The 19,025-nt window shown below is 62.3% G+C and carries 19 protein-coding genes; 11 read left to right on the top strand and 8 right to left on the bottom strand.

All coding sequences use genetic code 11. The features are described 5' to 3' along the window. The first annotated feature begins 1 nt into the window (after position 1). The 7 genes from HV796_RS18020 to HV796_RS17990 all read left to right on the top strand — a co-directional run bounded on the left by HV796_RS18020 (position 2) and on the right by HV796_RS17990 (position 6,801). Entirely contained in the window at positions 2-748 is a 747-nt protein-coding gene (locus tag HV796_RS18020; protein WP_175227844.1) for a phosphoglycolate phosphatase, read from the top strand. 415 nt (positions 749-1,163) lie between these two features. Further along, positions 1,164-2,660: an anthranilate synthase component I gene (gene trpE / locus HV796_RS18015; RefSeq protein WP_175227843.1), complete on the top strand. Its 1,497-nt coding sequence runs from the start codon at positions 1,164-1,166 to the stop codon at positions 2,658-2,660. Between the two features lie 13 nt (positions 2,661-2,673). Then, the gene (locus HV796_RS18010) at positions 2,674-3,267 is read left to right on the top strand and encodes an aminodeoxychorismate/anthranilate synthase component II (protein WP_175227842.1); all 594 of its coding nucleotides are present in this window, start codon (positions 2,674-2,676) and stop codon (positions 3,265-3,267) included. A gap of 24 nt (positions 3,268-3,291) precedes the next feature. Then, a complete protein-coding gene (gene trpD / locus HV796_RS18005; RefSeq protein ID WP_175227841.1) occupies positions 3,292-4,320 on the top strand; it encodes an anthranilate phosphoribosyltransferase in 1,029 nt (342 codons plus the stop codon). Positions 4,321-4,339: 19 nt separating this feature from the next. Continuing rightward, positions 4,340-5,125, top strand: a complete 786-nt coding sequence (trpC, locus tag HV796_RS18000) for an indole-3-glycerol phosphate synthase TrpC (RefSeq protein WP_175227840.1) — start codon at positions 4,340-4,342, stop codon at positions 5,123-5,125. A gap of 65 nt (positions 5,126-5,190) precedes the next feature. Continuing rightward, positions 5,191-5,832, top strand: coding sequence for a CYTH domain-containing protein (locus HV796_RS17995; RefSeq protein WP_175227839.1), 642 nt, complete (start codon positions 5,191-5,193; stop codon positions 5,830-5,832). A gap of 117 nt (positions 5,833-5,949) precedes the next feature. Beyond that, positions 5,950-6,801: a uracil-DNA glycosylase gene (locus tag HV796_RS17990; RefSeq protein ID WP_175227838.1), complete on the top strand. Its 852-nt coding sequence runs from the start codon at positions 5,950-5,952 to the stop codon at positions 6,799-6,801. Positions 6,802-6,987: 186 nt separating this feature from the next. Here the strand turns inward: HV796_RS17990 and HV796_RS17985 are convergent, their stop codons facing one another. From HV796_RS17985 to HV796_RS17970, 4 genes are all read right to left on the bottom strand, one after another. Continuing rightward, complete coding sequence (locus HV796_RS17985) at positions 6,988-7,602, bottom strand: FMN-dependent NADH-azoreductase (protein ID WP_175227837.1); 615 nt, start codon at positions 7,600-7,602, stop codon at positions 6,988-6,990. Positions 7,603-7,807: 205 nt separating this feature from the next. Then, entirely contained in the window at positions 7,808-9,673 is a 1,866-nt protein-coding gene (locus tag HV796_RS17980; protein WP_175227836.1) for a M61 family metallopeptidase, read from the bottom strand. A gap of 111 nt (positions 9,674-9,784) precedes the next feature. Next, the gene (locus HV796_RS17975) at positions 9,785-10,513 is read right to left on the bottom strand and encodes a DsbC family protein (RefSeq protein WP_175227835.1); all 729 of its coding nucleotides are present in this window, start codon (positions 10,511-10,513) and stop codon (positions 9,785-9,787) included. 230 nt (positions 10,514-10,743) lie between these two features. Continuing rightward, on the bottom strand, positions 10,744-11,916 hold the full coding sequence (locus tag HV796_RS17970) for a UbiH/UbiF family hydroxylase (protein ID WP_175227834.1): 1,173 nt from the start codon (positions 11,914-11,916) through the stop codon (positions 10,744-10,746). A 361-nt stretch (positions 11,917-12,277) separates the two neighbouring features. On the opposite strand from HV796_RS17970, the gene ychF reads away from it, so the two are divergent. Next, the gene (ychF, locus tag HV796_RS17965; RefSeq protein WP_175227833.1) at positions 12,278-13,372 is read left to right on the top strand and encodes a redox-regulated ATPase YchF; all 1,095 of its coding nucleotides are present in this window, start codon (positions 12,278-12,280) and stop codon (positions 13,370-13,372) included. Between the two features lie 73 nt (positions 13,373-13,445). On the opposite strand, the gene HV796_RS17960 is transcribed toward ychF, so the two are convergent. The 4 genes from HV796_RS17960 to HV796_RS17945 all read right to left on the bottom strand — a co-directional run bounded on the left by HV796_RS17960 (position 13,446) and on the right by HV796_RS17945 (position 15,775). After that, the gene (locus tag HV796_RS17960) at positions 13,446-14,210 is read right to left on the bottom strand and encodes a bestrophin-like domain (RefSeq protein WP_175227832.1); all 765 of its coding nucleotides are present in this window, start codon (positions 14,208-14,210) and stop codon (positions 13,446-13,448) included. Between the two features lie 24 nt (positions 14,211-14,234). Next, a complete protein-coding gene (locus tag HV796_RS17955) occupies positions 14,235-14,747 on the bottom strand; it encodes a hypothetical protein (protein ID WP_175227831.1) in 513 nt (170 codons plus the stop codon). Between the two features lie 385 nt (positions 14,748-15,132). Next, the gene (locus HV796_RS17950) at positions 15,133-15,348 is read right to left on the bottom strand and encodes a hypothetical protein (RefSeq protein WP_175227830.1); all 216 of its coding nucleotides are present in this window, start codon (positions 15,346-15,348) and stop codon (positions 15,133-15,135) included. A gap of 139 nt (positions 15,349-15,487) precedes the next feature. Then, the gene (locus HV796_RS17945; RefSeq protein ID WP_175227829.1) at positions 15,488-15,775 is read right to left on the bottom strand and encodes a hypothetical protein; all 288 of its coding nucleotides are present in this window, start codon (positions 15,773-15,775) and stop codon (positions 15,488-15,490) included. A 360-nt stretch (positions 15,776-16,135) separates the two neighbouring features. On the opposite strand from HV796_RS17945, the gene HV796_RS17940 reads away from it, so the two are divergent. From HV796_RS17940 to ugpB, 3 genes are all read left to right on the top strand, one after another. Then, entirely contained in the window at positions 16,136-16,978 is an 843-nt protein-coding gene (locus tag HV796_RS17940; protein ID WP_175227862.1) for an STAS domain-containing protein, read from the top strand. Positions 16,979-17,025: 47 nt separating this feature from the next. After that, entirely contained in the window at positions 17,026-17,376 is a 351-nt protein-coding gene (locus tag HV796_RS17935; RefSeq protein WP_175227828.1) for a nucleotide pyrophosphohydrolase, read from the top strand. A gap of 238 nt (positions 17,377-17,614) precedes the next feature. Beyond that, positions 17,615-18,946, top strand: coding sequence for a sn-glycerol-3-phosphate ABC transporter substrate-binding protein UgpB (gene ugpB / locus HV796_RS17930; RefSeq protein WP_175227827.1), 1,332 nt, complete (start codon positions 17,615-17,617; stop codon positions 18,944-18,946). Positions 18,947-19,025: the final 79 nt, after the last annotated feature.

Below are 19,025 nucleotides of genomic sequence, written 5' to 3'. Positions count from 1 at the left end.
CATGACGACCACGCCTCCTCGCTACGCCGCCCCTGTTTTGTCCGCGCCGCGCGTCGTCGCGGCGATCATCGACCTCGACGGCACGATGGTCGACACCGCCGACGATTTCACCGCAGGCCTGAACGGAATGCTTGCGCAACTCGACGCGGAAGAAACATCGCGCGAGGAAGTGATCGACTACGTAGGCAAAGGCTCGGAACATCTGATCCGCAGCGTGCTCGCGCCGCGCTTTCCCGCCGATCATGCGCAGGAACGTTTCGACGAGGCGCTGGCGATCTACCAGGCGGAGTACGCGAAGATCAACGGGCTGCATACGCGGCTTTATCCGGACGTCGAAGCGGGCCTCACCGCACTGCGCGGCGCGGGACTAAAGCTCGCTTGCGTCACCAACAAACCGCACCGGTTCGCGCTCGAACTGCTGAAGCAGTACGGACTGTTTCCGCTCTTTAGCGTCGTGATCGGCGGCGACAGTCTTGCGAAGAAAAAACCCGATCCGCTGCCGATGCTCGCCGCCTGCGAGGCCATGCAGGTGCCACCGCAGGCGACCGTCGCGATCGGCGATTCGGAGAACGACGCGCTCGCGGGCCGCGCAGCCGGCATGGCAACGCTCACGCTGCCTTATGGCTATAACCATGGCCAGGCTATACAAACAATTAAATCGGATGGTATAGTGGCCACTCTGCTCGAGGCCGCCAAGGTTATCGCAGCACATAATCAGGCGAATCCGGAGGCACGTGCCTCAGCCTGAAATCCTCACTGACCTGACAATCCTTCCTCATGTTTCTGAACAAAAAACGGAGTCTGAGCAGCATCGACCGGGGAGCATGGCCCTGGCGTCGCTGGTCGCACTAACCTCTCTCCGAGGTAGGCTGAAGCACGTCTTCAGCACCGTTTTTAGTTCGTTGCGCACCACGCGCTTTCCCGCTTTCTAGCTGGTTCCTGGCTGTCTCGTGGCTATTAACTGGCTTTTCAGTTGCGTTGCTGGACGCTGGCCGTCATGTACCTGATGTACATTCGCGGTCCACGCTGAAGGCAAATACGCATTGTCGGGAAAGCGCGCGCCGGTCACATTCAACGGTACACACGTCGAGCCCTGACCGGCCGCGCAACGCCCCGCTTTGTCCGACGCCCGCCGCGGCCGGACGTACGAACAGGATCGGAACATGACCGAACTCGAATTCCAGTCTCTCGCGAACGAGGGCTACAACCGCATTCCGCTAATCGCCGAAGCGCTCGCGGATCTTGAAACGCCGCTCTCGCTTTATCTGAAGCTCGCGCAATCGGAGCGCAACGGCGCGAACTCATTCCTGCTCGAATCGGTGGTGGGCGGCGAACGCTTCGGGCGCTACTCGTTCATCGGCCTGCCCGCGCGCACGCTGGTGCGCACGCGCAGCGGCGGCGTGTCGGAGATCGTCAAGGACGGCAAGGTCGTCGAAACGCACGAAGGCGATCCACTCGATTTCATCCAGCAGTTCCAGAAACGCTTCAAGGTCGCGCAACGCCCGGGCTTGCCGCGCTTCACGGGCGGTCTGGCCGGCTACTTCGGCTACGACGCAGTGCGCTACATGGAAAAGAAGCTCGCGCACACGGCGCCGCCGGACGATCTGAACTTGCCGGATATCCAGTTGCTGCTGACCGAAGAAGTCGCGGTTATCGATAACCTCGCGGGCAAGCTGTACCTCGTCGTCTACGTCGACCCGAGCGCGCCCGAAGCGTATACGCGCGGCAAACAGCGACTGCGTGAACTGCGCCAGCGCCTGCGCGTGTCGGTGCAGCCGCCGGTGACGTCCGCCAGCGTTCGCACCGAAATCTATCGCGAGTTCAAGAAGGACGACTATCTCGCCGCCGTCCGCAAAGCGAAGGAATACATCGCCGCCGGCGAGTTGATGCAGGTGCAGGTCGGCCAGCGTCTGACCAAACCCTATCGCGACAATCCCCTTTCGCTCTATCGCGCGCTGCGTTCGCTGAACCCTTCGCCGTATATGTATTACTACAACTTCGGCGACTTTCACGTGGTCGGCGCATCGCCGGAAATTCTGGTGCGTCAGGAAAAGCGCGGCGACGACCGAATGGTCACGATCCGCCCGCTCGCCGGCACGCGTCCGCGTGGCAACACGCCCGAGCGCGACACCGAGCTTGCGACCGAATTGCTGAACGACCCGAAGGAAATCGCCGAGCACGTGATGCTGATCGACCTTGCGCGCAACGACGTCGGCCGCATCGCGCAGATCGGCTCGGTGGTGGTCACCGACAAGATGGCGATCGAGAAGTACTCACACGTGCAGCACATCGTGAGCTCGGTCGAAGGCAAGCTGAAGCCCGGCATCACGAATTTCGACGTGCTGCGCGCGACGTTTCCGGCCGGCACGCTGTCCGGCGCGCCGAAGGTACGCGCGCTGGAACTGATCGACGAGCTCGAGCCCGTCAAACGGGGTTTATACGGCGGCGCAGTCGGCTACCTGTCGTTTACCGGTGACATGGATCTCGCCATTGCGATTCGCACCGGCGTGATCGCCAACGGCTATCTGTATGCGCAGGCCGCCGCAGGCGTGGTCGCCGACTCGGTGCCCGAATCCGAATGGCAGGAGACCGAGAACAAGGCGCGCGCGGTACTGCGCGCCGCCGAACAGGTGCAAGACGGCCTCGATAGCGACTTCTGACCGGAGAAAGACCATGCTGCTGATGATCGACAACTACGACTCGTTCACCTATAACCTGGTCCAGTACTTCGGCGAACTCGGCGAAGACGTGCGAACCTACCGCAACGACGAAATCACGACCGACGAAATCGCGACGCTGAACCCCGAGCGCATCTGCCTGTCGCCAGGTCCGAGCAATCCGCAGAACGCGGGCATCACGCTCGACGTGCTACGCGCGTTCTCCGGCAAGATTCCCATTTTCGGCGTGTGCCTCGGCCATCAGGCGATCGGCGAAGCGTTCGGCGGCCGCGTCGTGCGCGCGCAAACGATCATGCACGGCAAGGTGAGCCAGATCGAAACCGACTGCAAAGGCGTGTTCGCCGACCTGCCGAAGCACTTCACGGTGACGCGGTATCACTCGCTGGCGATCGAGCGCGAATCGCTGCCCGACTGCCTCGAGGTATCCGCGTGGACACCCGATGGCGAAATCATGGGCGTGCGCCACAGGACGCTGGCGGTCGAAGGCGTGCAGTTCCATCCGGAATCGATCCTGTCCGAACACGGCCACGCACTGCTCGAAAATTTCATCAAGCAGTCGAAACACGCCGCCGCGCCGCACGGCGCGTAAAACAACAACGCAAGGGGAGGCGACATGATCACGCCACACGAAGCGCTACAGCGCACGATCGAGCACCGCGAGATCTTCCACGACGAAATGCTGCATCTGATGCGGCTCATCATGCGCGGCGAGCTATCGCCGGCGCAGACGGCGGCGATCCTCACCGGCTTGCGCGTCAAGAAGGAAACGATCGGGGAAATCGCCGCCGCGGCGACTGTGATGCGCGAGTTCGCGCGTCAGGTCGACGTGCCGGACAGCTCGAATTTCGTCGATATCGTCGGCACCGGCGGCGACGGCGCACACACGTTCAATATCTCGACCGCGACGATGTTCGTCGCCGCCGGCGCCGGCGCGAAGGTCGCGAAACACGGCAATCGTGGCGTGTCGAGCAAGTCGGGCAGCGCGGACGTACTCGAAGCGCTGGGTGTCAATATCGAGCTGCAACCGGAGCAGGTGGCGGAATCGATCGCCGAAACCGGCATGGGCTTCATGTTCGCGCCGAACCATCATCCGGCGATGAAGAACGTGCAGGCGGTACGCCGCGAACTCGGCGTGCGGACGATTTTCAACATCCTAGGCCCGCTGACGAACCCGGCGGGTGCACCGAACCAGTTGCAGGGCGTGTTTCATCCAGACCTCGTCGGCATCCAGGTACGCGTGATGCAACGGCTTGGCGCAAAGCACGTGCTGGTCGTGTACGGCAAGGACGGCATGGATGAAGTGTCGCTCGGCGCCGCGACGCTGGTCGGCGAACTGCGTGGCGGCGAAGTGCACGAGTACGAAATCCATCCGGAGGACTTCGGCATGCAAATGGTGTCGAACCGCACGCTTAGAGTCGCCGATGCGGCCACGTCCAAAGTGATGCTGCTCGAAGCGCTCGACAACAAGCCGGGCGTCGCGCGGGAAATTGTCGTGCTCAATGCGGGGACGGCGTTGTATGCGGCGAACGTGTCGTCGTCGATCGCAAGCGGCATCGACCTTGCGCGCGAAATCATCGCAAGCGGCCGCGCGCGGGCTAAGGTTGACGAGCTGGTCCGCTTTACCCAGCAGTTCAAGTCATGATTCAGGTATGGGAACGGCCATGAGCGATATTCTCGAACGCATCATCGACGTCAAGCGCGCAGAAGTGCGTGCGGCGGTGCAAAGCGCACCGCTCGAAGCCTTGCGCCTCGAAGCGTCGGCGCGCGACCATCGCGATTTTGTTGGCGCATTGCGTGCGAAGCATGCGGCTAGCAAACCCGCGGTGATCGCCGAAGTTAAAAAGGCGAGTCCGTCGAAAGGCGTGATCCGTGAGCATTTCGTGCCCGCAGAAATTGCACGATCCTATGCGCAGCACGGCGCCGCCTGTCTGTCGGTGCTCACCGACGTGCAGTTCTTCAAAGGCAGCGCCGCATATCTCGAAGAGGCGCGCGCCGCATGCGATTTGCCGGTGCTGCGCAAGGACTTCATCATCGATCCATATCAGATCGTCGAAGCCCGTGCGATGGGCGCCGATGCAATCCTGCTGATCGCTGCCGCGCTCGAAACATCGCAGATGCAGGACCTCGAAGCGTTCGCGCATTCGCTCGGCCTCGCGGTGCTCGTGGAAGTGCACGACAAGAACGAGCTCGTCGAAGCGCTGACGCTGAAAACGCCGCTGATCGGCATCAACAATCGCAATCTGCGCACGTTCGAAACATCGCTCGACACGACGATCGGCATGCTTGAGATGATTCCGGACGAGCGGATCGTCGTCACCGAATCCGGCATTCTGTCGCGACTCGACGTCGAGCGGCTGCGCGCGCTGGACGTCAATACGTTTCTCGTCGGCGAGGCGTTCATGCGGGCGGAAGAACCGGGCGTCGAACTCGCGCGGATGTTTTTCTGACGCGTTGCGCGCCGGCGGTTTGTATAACGCTGGCGGCAGCGCAGCCACTGGAGCACGGAGTCACGATGGGCATCGAACGCGAAATCAAGCTCGCACTGCCGGCCGATCAGGCCGAGGCAGCCGCGCAATGGCTCACCGCCCGCACCGGCCAACCCGGCAAACCGATCGCACTCGACAATCTGTATTTCGATACGCCGGCGCTGACACTCGCCCGCTCGAAGAGCGCACTGCGGCTGCGCCGCACGCCGGATGGCTGGCTACAGACGTTCAAGACCGTCGGCCATGCACAAGCGGGTATGCATAGCCGGCACGAATGGGAAATGCCGGTCGCCGGACCCGCGCTGGAAATCGACGCGCTGCGCGAGATCTGCGACGATCCCGACGCGGCCGCGGCATTGCGTGACGCCGCGCCGCAGCTGATCGAATTGTTTCGCACGACTTTCACGCGCACGCTGTGGCCGGTCGTCAAGGACGGCACGGCTATCGAAGCGGCGATCGATCGCGGCGAGATCGTCGCGGTGGGGGATCGCGCATCGCGCCGCGCACCCATTTGCGAAGTCGAACTCGAACTGAAAGGCGGTGATGAGGCCGTGCTGCACGCGCTTGCGTCCGAGCTGATGGCGAGCGTGCCGGGCCTCGTACCGGACGATATCAGCAAGGCGCAGCGTGGCTATCAATTGCGTGAAAGCGGGACCGACGCGGCGTAGTCCTCCGCCAGTGACCGAATCCACTCGAGGCCGTTAGCTCATCGCCGTTGCCCGCGCGACAGCCATTTTCCGGACACGTCTTGAGCCGCGCCGCATTAGCTGCGACACTCTGCGCCCATGACCTCTGCTAACCGTTCCCGCTCTGCTTCGTCGCAAGGCTCGCTATTTGGCGACGAAACACCCGCGTCGAATGCCGGCGCGTCGTCGGCTGCGTCGTCCACTGCGTCGACGACATCCGCGCCGGCCGCCCCTGCGTCACTCGAATCGCAGTTCGACGCGCTGCCGTCCGCGTGGCGCGCGCATCTGCGGCCGTTTGTCGACAGCGACGCCTACCTGTCGCTGTGTCGTTTCGTCGATGGCGAACGGGCAGCCGGCAAAACCGTCTACCCAGCCGATGTATTCCGCGCATTGCGTCTAACCAGCCCCGACGACGTGAAAATCGTGATTCTCGGCCAGGATCCGTACCACGGCGAAGATCGCGGCACGCCGCAGGCGCATGGCCTCGCGTTCTCGGTGCCGCCCGCGGTAAGGCCGCCGCCGTCGCTGCGCAATATCTTCAAGGAAATCACCGCGAGCCTCGGCTACCCATCGCCGGCCCACGGCTGTCTCGATGCGTGGGCAAAACAGGGCGTGCTGCTACTGAACACGGTGCTGACCGTCGAACGCAATCAGGCTGCGAGTCACGCGAAGCGCGGCTGGGAAAAATGCACGGACACGCTGATTCACGAGCTTGCGGTACGCCACGAAGGGCTGGTATTCATGCTATGGGGGGCGCACGCCCAGGCGAAGCGCGCGCTGCTCGGCGGCAAGCCGCATTGTGTGCTGGAAGCGCCCCATCCGTCGCCACTTTCCGCGCATCGCGGATTTCTCGGTTGCCGGCATTTTGCGCTGGCCAATGCGTATCTCGAAGCGCACGGCCGTCAACCGATCGACTGGCGACTGCCCGACGAAGCACAAGTACTCGCCTGACGGCGTGCACACCCCGCCATTCGGGCGCTCACTCATTCAGGCTCTCCAATAGAAAACGCCGCGGAATTGTGTTCCGCGGCGTTCGCGTTCGGTGACGACGAGGATAGCGTCGCGTCACATCATGAACATCGGTTCAACGCTTCGCCCGCTTGACCCGTCACGCGGGCGCTTTCTGCTGCCCTTTCGTCAGGCGGCAACGGCTTGCGCAGCAGCGGCAATCGCATCACGCGCACCGGCCAACGCCGCTTGCGCCGCCTCCGGACCCATATTCAGGCCTTCCGCGTAGATGAACGTCACGTCAGTCATACCGAGGAAGCCGAGGAACGTTGTCAGATAAGGCGTCTGCGAATCGCCCGGCGTGCCCAGATACTTGCCGCCGCGCGCCGATACGACATACACCTTCTTACCCTTCACGAGGCCTTCCGGACCGGTCGCGCCGTACTTGAACGTGACGCCGGCGCGTGCGATGAAGTCGAAATACGTCTTCAGTTGCGTCGAGATGCCGAAGTTGTACAGCGGCGCGCCGATTACGATCACGTCAGCGGCCTGCAGCTCGGCGATCAACGCATCGCTGCGCGCGGCAATCGCTTGTTGCGCGGACGTGCGCTGGTCAGCCGGCGTGAAGAACGCGCCGAGGATGTTGTCGTCGAGGTGCGGCAGCGCATCGCTATACAGATCACGCACAACAACACGCGCGCCCGGCTTCGACTGTTGCAGTTTTTCGGTAAGTTCGTTCGACAGCAGCGTGGATTGAGCACCTTGCGAGCGGGCCGCGGAATTGATTTGCAGGATCGTGGTCATCTGTCTGACTCCATTTAGGGGGCGCAGCGTTGCGCGAGTGGAGCCATTCTGAATTCTCATCGACACTTGAAAAAGTAGTGCCGCAGCGAAGGATTGTTGCAACAGCGGAACAATCGCACCGGAAACGCGCGTTGGATGCTGCAACTGCACGTCCACAGCGGGCACGCCCGCCTCGCCTGCCTCCGCCGTCGCGGGAAAATATCGCTCAGATCCCGAGCCAGCGCGCGCGCCAGCCACGCGACGCGTCCGAACTGCCATGGCTGCCGCCGTGACCCAATTTCGCCGATTTGCCGGACTTGCCCGCCTTCCCGGATTTTCCCGACGTCTCGTCCTTCACCTTAAGCCGGTAGCGCAGCGCCTCGGGCTCATCCAGCTTGAGCTGCGCGACGCGCAGTTCGTCGCGCCGGAACGCATGCACCTCGACTTTCGCCCCCGGCAGATAACGCGCGAGCAGCGCATCCAGATTCGACGCAGTTACGCGCAGGCCGTCGAGCGCGACCAGCACGTCGCCGGCCGATAGCCCCGCCTTCTGCGCGGCGCCGCCGTCGTACACGACGGCCAGCGCACATTCCGCGCCGCCTCGCAGGCGCACGCCGAGCGACGGCTTGCCGTTCGTCCCGGCATCCGGCACGAACTCGATGCCCGCAGGCGCGAGCAATTCCGCGAGCGGCAAGTCACGCGTGCCGTGCACGCCATTCGCAAAGAGGTCCGCCAGATCAGCGCCCGTCGCGTCGGCAAACAAAGCCTCCACGTCAGCCTCTTCGACGCCCACCGGCTTGCCGCGGTAGAAATCGCGGCCGTAGCGCTGCCACAGCACGCGCATCACATCGTCGAGCGAGCGGCGATGTCCAGTCTGCGCGCGAATCGTCAGATCGAATGCGAGCGCGACGAGCGAACCCTTCGTGTAATAGCTGACGATGGCATTCGTTGCGTTCTCGTCCTGCCGGTAATACTTCACCCATGTGTCGAACGAGCTTTCGGCGACGCTCTGCTTGAGCCGCCCGCTGCCGCGCAGCACGCTGCCGATCGTCTTGCCGACCATCGTCAGATAGTCGTCTTCGCTGATCACACCGCTGCGCACGAGGATCAGGTCGTCGTAGTACGACGTAAAGCCTTCGAACAGCCACAGCAGCGTCGTGTAGTTCTCGCGCGTCAGATCGTACGGTGCGAACGCGGCCGGCTTGATACGCTTCACGTTCCACGTATGAAAGTACTCGTGGCTGCACAGGCCGAGGTACGTCCGGTAGCTGTCGGTCATTTCCGTGCGGCCCGCGACCGGCAGATCGGTGCGATTGCAGATCAGCGCGGTCGACGCGCGGTGCTCGAGACCGCCGTAGCCATCGCTGACCGCTTGCGTCATGAACACATAGCGATCGACCGGCGCCTTCTTCGATTTCGGCTCGAACAGCGCGATCTGCGCTTCGCAGATGCGTTTCAGGTCCGCCGCGAGCCGCGGCATATCGAGCCCGACGACGCGTCCCGCGATCACGATATCGTGCGGCACGCCATGCGCTTTGAAGGTCGCGAGCTCGAATTCGCCGAGCGTGACCGGATGGTCGATCAGCTCGTCATAGTTTTGCGCCTGATATTCGCCGAAGCCATAGCGCTTCGTTCCGCGCGCTTCCGGCAGCGCGGTCGCCACGCGCCACGCGCGGTATGCCGGACCATCGGGCTTGCGGATATCGACCACGCATTGCGCCTCCTCGTGCCCAAGCGCTGCGAGAAACACGCTCGTGCCGTTGAAGAACCCGACGCTGTCATCCAGATGCGCGGCCCGCACCGACATGTCCCATGCGTACACGTCGTAACGCAAGGTCAACGCGCCCTTCACCGGCGCGGCGTGCCATGTATGTTTGTCGGTTTTGTCGATACGCACCTTGCGGCCGGCGTCGTTGAACGCGCGCAGCGTAATGATGTTGCGTTCGAACTCGCGCACCATGTAGCTGCCCGGAATCCACACCGGCAGCATGAAGCGCTGGCCGTCGGGATCGGGGTCGGCAACCGTGACGGTGATTTCGAAAAGATGAGCGGCGGGTTGCTTTGGGACGATGGTGTAGCGGATCGGCTTCATCGGCGGGACGGTCGGACAATGGTGCGGATGGAATGGAACCCTCGAAACGCTCGAGCGGCCAGCCGGGGACGGCGGTAGCGCATCCGCCGGCCGGCACGTGACACCGCTCGCTCAATGCACCGCGGCCAGTTCCTTGTCCAGTCGGTCGGCAGGCACCGCGCCCGGCAAACGCCGGCCGTCGGCAAGGAACACGGTCGGCGTGCCGTTCACGTTCATTGCCTGGCCGAGCGACAGGTTCTTGTCGATCGCGGCGGTGTCGCACGTACCGGCCGCGGTCGGCGAGTGTCGATCCAGCATCCACGATTCCCATGCCTTCGCGCGATCGGTGGAACACCAGATCGACTTCGCTTTCGCGGTCGAATCCGGCGACAGGACCGGATACAGGAATGTGTACACCGTGATGTTGTCAACCGACTTCAATGTGTTCTCGAGCTGCCGGCAATACGGGCAGTTCGGATCGGAAAACACGGCGATCTTCCGGCTGCCGTCGCCTTTCACCACTTTCACCGCGTTCGCGAGCGGCAAGCTGCCGAAGTCGATCCGGTTCAGGTCGGCCAGACGCGCCTCGGTGACGTTCTTGCGCGTTTTTGCATCGACGATGTCGCCGAGCACGAGGTAGTCGCCATTCGCGTCGGTATACAGAATTTGCGTGCCGAGGTTCACCTCGTAAAGCCCGGCAATCGGCGACTTCGACACGCCCTTGATCGTGACGTCGGCGCCAAGGCGAGACTGCAATGTCGATTTCAGCTTGTCGGTGGTCTGGTCGGCCTGCGCTGAGCAACCGAGCGTGACGGCCGCGATCGTCAGCGCGAGCGCCGCTATGCGAATACGTTTCTTCATCTCTGAACTCCCTCGTTCGATGCTGCCATTGCACACGAAGTGCATGGCGTTCGCGTGCGCGATCGCGCACGCTGTTGATACGGTTGGGACCAGCAGGTGCTGGCACCGTTCGTCCCGCTGTTCATTCTGCTTGTCGCACCGGATGCGCCCGGTGATATCGGGCTGCACGCCTGCCCTTTCCGGTTACGGTTCGCTTGCGCGCCGCTTGACAGCTCCGCGCCGGCGCGGCGTCAGCCGAGCGCCGACGACACGAGCCAGCGCTTGATCAAAGGCTGCGCGCCGACGATCGCCATCCCGGCATTACGCACCGCGCGCGCGACAAACCCCGGCACCGCGAAGAGCCGCTGCAAACCATCCGTGGCGATCATCAGCGCGCGGATGTCCTCGCTGCGCGAACGCTCGTAGCGGCGCAGCAGCACCATGTCGCCGAGATCGCGGAACGCCTCTTTCTTCGCGATCACATCGGCGAGCGACGCGACATCGCGCAACCCCAGATTCATCCCCTGCCCGGCGAGCGGGTGGATCAGATGCGCGGCGTCGCCGACCAGCACGACGCGTGGCGCCGCAAGCCGATCGACCGTCTGCAGCGCAAGCGGAAAGCCTTTGGCCGGCGTCACGCACTCGAGCGCGCCGAGCGCGCCCATCGTGACGCGTTCGACTTCGGCCGCGAGACGCGCCGGCGCGAGCGCCATCAATTCCTCAGCGTGATCGGCATGGGCGGACCAGACCAGCGACACATGACCGTCCGGCAGCGGCAGCAACGCGATGATCTCGCCGTCGCGGAACCATTGGTACGCGGTTTCACCGTGCGGCCGCTCCGCCTTGAAATTGGCGACCACACCGGTTTGCCGGTAATCGCGCCGGTCGGCCTTCGAGCCGATCTGCGCGCGCACCCACGAATGCGCGCCGTCCGCGCCGACCACGAGATCCGCTTCGAGCACGTTACCGTTCGCCAGACCGATCGTCGCACCGCGCGGCTGCACGTCGAGCCCTTGCGCGCGCGCGTCGAACCACGTGACGTTCGGCTGGAAGCGCAATGCGGAATCGAGCGCCTGCTCGATCAGCGACGATTCGGCGATCCACGCCAGTTGCGGCACGGCCGCCTGGAATGCTGAAAAATGCAACTCGGCGTGCGCGTCGCCATAGACGCGCATGTCGTAAACGGGCGACAGCCGGGCCGTATCGAGCGCCTGCCAGACCCGCAGCCGTTCGAGCAATGCCTGCGAACTGGCCGACAGCGCATAGATGCGCGAGTCGAATGCGGCGTCGGGTGCCAGCGGCGCGCAGTGCTGCGCCAGCAGCGCGACACGCAGGCCGGCCTGCGTCAGCGCGAGCGCGGCGGTCTTGCCGACGAGCCCGCCGCCGATCACCGCGGCGTCGAAGGTCTGATGGTGAGCATTCATGCGGGCATTATAGCCGCGCGGGCCTGCTGGACCGGGGCGCCTGACCAAGGGTGTCCAGCCAGCGGCGTCCGACCAGGGGTGTCCAGCCAGCGGCGCCCGGCGAGGGGCGTCCGGCTAGCGCCGCCTGCCCAGCAGCACGCAGCCGGCACAAGCGCCCGTGCGGCTGTGTGTCGACGCCTGCGCGCACGGCCGTGCCGTAAGCCGGGAACGCCCACCCCGACAGGGTTACAATTGCGGTTTCCCGTGCCCGCCCCATTCCGCAAGACGGTTTGCTTTGAAGCCGCGCGGTATGGCGCGGGCGCGCCGCATCGGTCGGCCCCGTCCGGCGCTGCACGTCACCTTCTGATTTTTAGAGAAACTCATGAGCCTCAAATGCGGCATCGTCGGCTTGCCCAACGTCGGCAAGTCCACCCTGTTCAACGCGCTGACCAAGGCGGGCATTGCCGCCGAAAACTATCCGTTCTGCACGATCGAACCGAATGTCGGCGTTGTCGAAGTACCGGACAAGCGGCTGCAGGCGCTCGCCGAGATTGTGAAGCCGGAGCGCATCGTGCCGGCGGTCGTGGAATTCGTCGATATAGCGGGCCTCGTCGCCGGCGCGAGCAAGGGTGAAGGGCTCGGCAATCAGTTCCTCGCGAACATCCGCGAAACCGATGCGATCACGCATGTCGTGCGCTGCTTCGAAGATGAGAACGTGATTCACGTCGCCGGCAAGGTCGATCCGCTGTCGGATATCGAAGTGATCAACACCGAACTTGCGCTCGCCGACCTCGCGACCGTCGAAAAGGCGCTGACGCGCTACGCGAAGGCCGCGAAATCGGGTAACGACAAGGAAGCCGTGAAGCTCGCCGCCGTGCTCGAAAAGGTGCGCGCGCAACTGGATCAGGCGAAGGCTGTGCGCGGGCTCGGTTTGAACGACGAGGAGCAGGCGCTGATCAAGCCGTTCTGTCTGATCACCGCGAAGCCGGCGATGTACGTCGCGAACGTGAAGGAAGACGGCTTCGAAAACAATCCGCATCTGGACGCGGTGCGCAAGTATGCGGAAAGCGACAAGTCACCGGTGGTCGCGGTGTGCGCGGCGATCGAAGCGGAGATCGCCGACCTCGCCGACGAAGACAAGGCCGTGTTCCTCGCCGACATGGGCATGGACGAGGCCGGGCTGAACCGCGTGATCCGCGCGGGCTTCAAGCTGCTCGGTCTACAGACGTATTTCACCGCGGGCGTGAAGGAAGTGCGCGCGTGGACGATCCATATCGGCGATACGGCGCCGCAGGCGGCCGGCGCGATTCACACCGATTTCGAGCGCGGCTTTATCCGCGCGCAGACGATCGGCTTCGACGATTACATTGCGTACAAGGGCGAACAGGGCGCGAAGGAAGCGGGCAAGATGCGCGCTGAAGGCAAGGAGTACGTGGTGCACGACGGCGATGTGATGAACTTTCTGTTCAACGTCTAAGCGAGGGCGGTTGAGTTGACGGCTGTCGGCAGTCAGGCAGGCATCGAAGGGCCCGCCCGCCTGCTGACAGCGTTCACTTTCGTATCGACTGAAACAATCTGGCCAGATCCAGAGGCTGGACGCGGATCAGTCCACGCCTTGGACTATCAATATCCGCGATCAGAGCCAGCGATAGCGCGACCGTCACGGGCAAGATTGTGACGAGCAGGCCTCTGCGCAGCTTCCCCTTTGTGCCGTAGCCTTGCACGACACACGCCAGCAGCGCAATGAGGATCATGAGAAACCACGCGCCGAGCGGAATGTGATTAATCCGTGCAGCCTCGGAATAATCCTGCGAATTCAGCACGTCGTTCATCCCTGCAACGACAAGTGCGCCAATGGGTGTCGGCTTATCCTGCGCCACCTGCGTCGCGAACTGCCACAACTCAGTTTGAAGATCCGCTGTATCGCGATGGATGCGCTCGAGTTCCTGCCGGTCTCGCGTGCGGAAATCGGCCAGTCTAAGTTCCGTATAGCGGACCAACGCGGCCTTCATTTTCGCGCCGACTGCCGCATCGGCCAGATCAGCTCGCACGTATTCCGTCCCGATAGCGTTGGCTTCGCCCTCCTCCAGGTTCTTGCGCTGGTCATAACGGCCCACCGCCATCGAAACGCTGAAGCCGACGAGCAGCGCCAGCAACGTTAGCGTGGCGGTCTGGACGATGTTGAAATCCTCGCGGGCGTCTTCCGGGAGTACGGCAACGCGCCGCAATACATAGGCGCCAAACGCTACCGCTCCGATGAAAAGCACAAGGAGCACCACAAACAGAACAGCCGGATGAGAGACGAACTCTGCCATGCCATGTCTCCACTACAGCGGTTGTCATTTCGACCGCGCCGGAAGCGGGCCAAAGAATATTGCCTTGAGTTTGTCGCGGCCAATGACCCGCGCCAGTTCCGCGATCACGCAGTACATCAGAATCAGCGTAATGAGCAGAATCTGGATTGCCCAGAACCTCGGCCAGTTCATCTCGATCCACAGGTTGTGGTTCGCTGCCAGAACGCCAGGCGCTTCCTTCCAATACTCGTAGAGTCGCTCCAGATAGTGGACGACAAACGCGACAAACGCATACATCAGCGTTTTCCACGCGACATTCCAGATCAGCGGTTTTTCGGGGAAGCGGTTGATGAATGGCAGCATGTCGGCGATCAGAACGGACTTGCCGAGCACGAGCGATGCGATCAGCACCGATGCGGAAACCGGCAGTGATACACCCGTGCCCCGGGTCATCAGCGTACGTATCAACGCAACGATGTGCAAAATGATGAAGAAGAAAATCGTAGGCGGAAGCGCCTTCATGAACTCGTGCTTGATCTTGCCTATCAGCGCGCTCATGGTGCTGTCCTGTCTGAAGACACGTCGTGTAGACGATATCGCACGTGACCCGTGCCCGCACCGGTCAATCGAAGCCTGACGTCGTAGCACGATTGACGTCCTCGAAGTCCTGAACGAGTGATTGAATTTTTTAAAGCACACTCATCGCACTTATCAGCTTATCGATCACCTATTTGCCTTGGTATTGGCCTTTGGTCCAATACGTCCAGGCAGGTTCTGAACGTTACTGACTGGATGATGTTGGTGCTCGACGAACCGCCGTCTGCCGACGCGTCGCACTCCTGCATCATGATGATGCTCTGCAACGGTCGGCGGAAGCTGGAGATGTTCGGCCAGACTCAAACAAGCGACGCGTCCGCCCACATCAGAATTTCCCGAACGTAGGTCACGCGCCGTAACGCTTGTTGAGCCACTCCTCTGCCCAGTTGCTCGCGTACCGGATTGCATCGTCACGCAGGTCAAAACCCGCAAGGTCGCCACTCAGGTGAGTGAATGCGACCCCGCCAGGCGGGGTACCCCGGATCGTCGCGTGGGCCATGTATTCGCCGTCAGCACGTCGTGGCGTCGGATCAATCTGGAATGCCGCAGTATCGAAACTCATATTCCACTCCACACCGCTTCACGCGGTAAACGACCAGCAACATGACGGCCTGCCATGACGCGTGGGCATGCCATGAACTAACTGGTCTGCACGTCAGGTTCGACGACCTGCATTGCTCGCGCACCCATTTCGTTTCGGTCTACTCGCGATCCCAGATCGTTTGTCCTGCGGGACACCCGTCAATCAGGCCTTCGGCGAAGGCGATCGACGCACGCCGTGCATCACCGCTATTCTCGAAAGGTCGGTCGACCTCGAGCAGAAAAACCCGGCTACGAACGCCAGTTTCTGTTCCGTCGAGTTCCTTGATACGAACAGCGGCATCGAAGCCGTCGTCGTAGTTATGAGCGTAACCTGACTTCGTGGGATGACGCGGATAGACGAGTGGACAGACCTGCAGTCCCCTGTACACGTAAGCGGCGTTTGCCATGGAAGTACCTCTCTGTGGCCGCGAATTTGCGACAGGGCTGGTGCGGAGAGTTGATGCGGCATAGCGGCCGCATGGCGAGATGGAACAGACTGTTGCCGGCTAAACCCCGGCGGCGCTGACTTCAAGCTGGCAGAGACGCTGGATGGATTCGGCGACGACTAACCCATCGTACGCGCTTCCGGGCGTTTGTACAGCGAAACTTTCGCTGCTTTTCCTTGGCAAAGTCGGCCATCGAAACAGGAATCTTATTTGGCTCAATGCCCGCCGCGACGTAAGTGGACGGGTTACGATGGCACGACGGTTAGCGAACCGTGCGCATGTCCGGCACCGACCTCTCCCTCCATCCGCCAAAGGGCTCACATGAACACTTTTTCCGGCGCGACGCTCTCAGCTTCGCTGAACCGGCCAGCACTTCTTCAGGACTGGCTTGATCAGCATCTGTTGATTGCGCTGGCTCGATGCCTGACCACCGAAGCGGACATGCGCGCCCAATTTGCGACGTTCCTGGAGGTTTTTCTCGATACGCTTGAGGTCGCCGATTCGCTCGATGCAAGCCGCCCGGAATGGACCGCCGTGCACACATTCCTCGACGAGATGTCGGCGCATCGTGCAAGACAAGGCTTCACACCAGCCGAAACCGCGACGTTCGTGTTTTCGCTCAAGCAGCCCTTCTACACGCAGTTGCGCGACAGGTCCAGCGACGCGACTGAGCTTGCCAACCAGAGCTGGTTGGTGAACCAGCTGTTCGATGCGCTGGGGCTTTATACAACGGAGGTCTTCCAGCGCGGTCGCGAAGCGATCGTCCTGCGCCAGCAGGAGGAACTGCTGGAACTGTCAACACCGGTCGTGCAGCTTTGGGAAGGGATCATTGCACTGCCGCTGATCGGTACGCTCGACTCGGCGCGCACGCAGGTGGTCATGGAAAGTCTGCTGCAAAAGATCGTTGACACCGGTGCGGCGATTGCCATTATCGATATTACGGGCGTGCCAACGGTCGATACACTCGTCGCCCAGCATCTGATGAAGACCATATCGGCGGCACGACTGATGGGCGCGGATTGCATTATCAGCGGCATCCGTCCGCAGATCGCACAAACGATCGTGCACCTGGGTGTCGATCTGTCGGGCGTCAGAACAAAATCGTCGCTGGCCGACGCATTTTCGGTGGCGCTCGAACTCACGGGCACAACAAAGCCCCGTTGACCGCCGCTCTTTCCGCACCCGCCCGCACCGCAACACCGACCGACACCATGACAATCGACGATCTGCTCAAACAACTCCTCGCATTCCGCGACGCGCGCGACTGGCGGCAATTCCATACGCTGCGTAACCTGATCGTCTCGGCCAGCATCGAGGCGGGCGAATTGCTCGAAACCGTTCAGTGGAAAACGGAAGATGAGATCGACGCGCTCGCCGCTGACCCAGCCCAACGCAAACATCTTGAGCACGAATGTGCGGACGTACTGATGTATCTGATGCTGATTGCGGAGAAGGCGGGCTTCGACCTCGTCGAAGCCGCCGCCGACAAACTCAAGCTCAACGAAACGCGATACCCGGTGGAAAAAGCGAAGGGAACGTCCACCAAATACTCGGCGCTATAGCTAGCCAATCTGCCGCACGCCGCTCTCCTTGATATCAGCCGCAATGTTAAATTGCGCGCTCGTGCTCGCCTATTCATCATATAATTACAAAATGTAATATAACTTCCGCCTGACTGTCATCGTTCACAACTAGAATCGCGCGACCTCAATCCGCGCGCGTCTGCGCGAGCAACCCCATCTGGGATGGGACCGGAGCGAGCGCGGAAGCGCTCACTCCAGCCGACACAGGAGACAATCGATGCATCGCAAGCCGCTCATCCGTTCCCTTTCCGTCGCCGCCACCGTCGCGCTCTGCGCAGCCATCAGCCCGAGCGCGCAGGCCACCACTGAGATCCAGTTCTGGCATGCCATGGAAGCAGCGCTCGGCGAACGCCTGAACGATATCGCCAACGACTTCAACAAGTCGCAAAGCGACTACAAGATCGTGCCGGTCTTCAAGGGCAGCTACGACCAGACGCTCGCCGCCGGCATCGCCGCGTATCGCAGCGGCAATGCGCCGGCGATCCTGCAGGTCTACGAAGTCGGCACAGCGACGATGATGCAGGCGAAAAAAGCGGTCATCCCGGTCTACGACGTGTTCAGGCAAGCCGGCGTGCCGCTCGACGAAAAGGCGTTCGTGCCGACCATCGCGAGCTACTACAGCGACTCGAAAACCGGCCACCTGATCTCCATGCCGTTCAACAGCTCGACGCCCGTGCTGTACTACAACAAGGACGCGTTCAAAAAGGCGGGCCTCGACCCGAACCAGCCGCCGAAGACATGGCCCGAAGTCGAGCAGGACGCGCAGAAGCTGAAGGCGTCGGGCATGTCGTGCGGCTACTCGTCGGGCTGGCAGAGCTGGATCCAGCTCGAAAACTATAGCGCCTGGCACGGCGCGCCGTTCGCGACCGAAAACAACGGCTTCGACGGCCTCGACGCGCAGCTCGAATTCAACAAGCCGCTGCAGATTGCGCACATCCAGTTCCTGCAGAGCATGGCGAAGGAAGGCACGTTCACCTATGCGGGACGCAAGGACGAACCGGTGTCGAAGTTCTACAGCGGCGACTGCGGGATCATCACGAACTCGTCGGGCTCGCTCGCAACGATCCGTAAGTATGCAAAGTTCAATTTCGGCACTGGCATGATGCCGTATGACCCGAGCGTGAAAGGCGCGCCGCAGAACGCGATCATCGGGGGTGCGAGCCTGTGGGTGTTGTCCGGCAAGGACCCGGCTGTGTATAAGGGCGTCGCGCAGTTTCTCGCCTATCTGAGCTCGCCGCAGGTCGCCGCGAAGTGGCATCAGGACACCGGCTATCTGCCAGTCACGACCGCCGCTTATCAGCTCACGCAGCAGCAAGGCTTCTACGACAAGAACCCGGGCAGCGACACGGCGATCAAACAGATGCTGAACAAGCCGCCGCTACCGTATACGAAGGGCCTGCGTCTGGGCAACATGCCGCAGATCCGCACGGTGATCGACGAAGAGCTCGAAGACGTGTGGGCTCAGAAGAAGTCGCCGAAGGACGCGCTCGATTCAGCGGTATCGCGCGGCAACGATCTGTTGCGCCGCTTCGAAAAGGCCGGCGGCTAGGCACGCGGGCGCAAGGCGCCGCGCGCGCGAATGCCGTCACGCGGCGCCACCTTCACTTTCGCGTTCCCTTCGAGGCAAT

It is taken from the genome of Paraburkholderia humisilvae (genome assembly GCF_902859855.1).
GTDB classification, from domain to species: Bacteria; Pseudomonadota; Gammaproteobacteria; order Burkholderiales; family Burkholderiaceae; genus Paraburkholderia; species Paraburkholderia humisilvae.
Note: the sequence above shows the minus strand (reverse complement) of the source record. Positions and strands in the feature narration are given on the sequence as shown.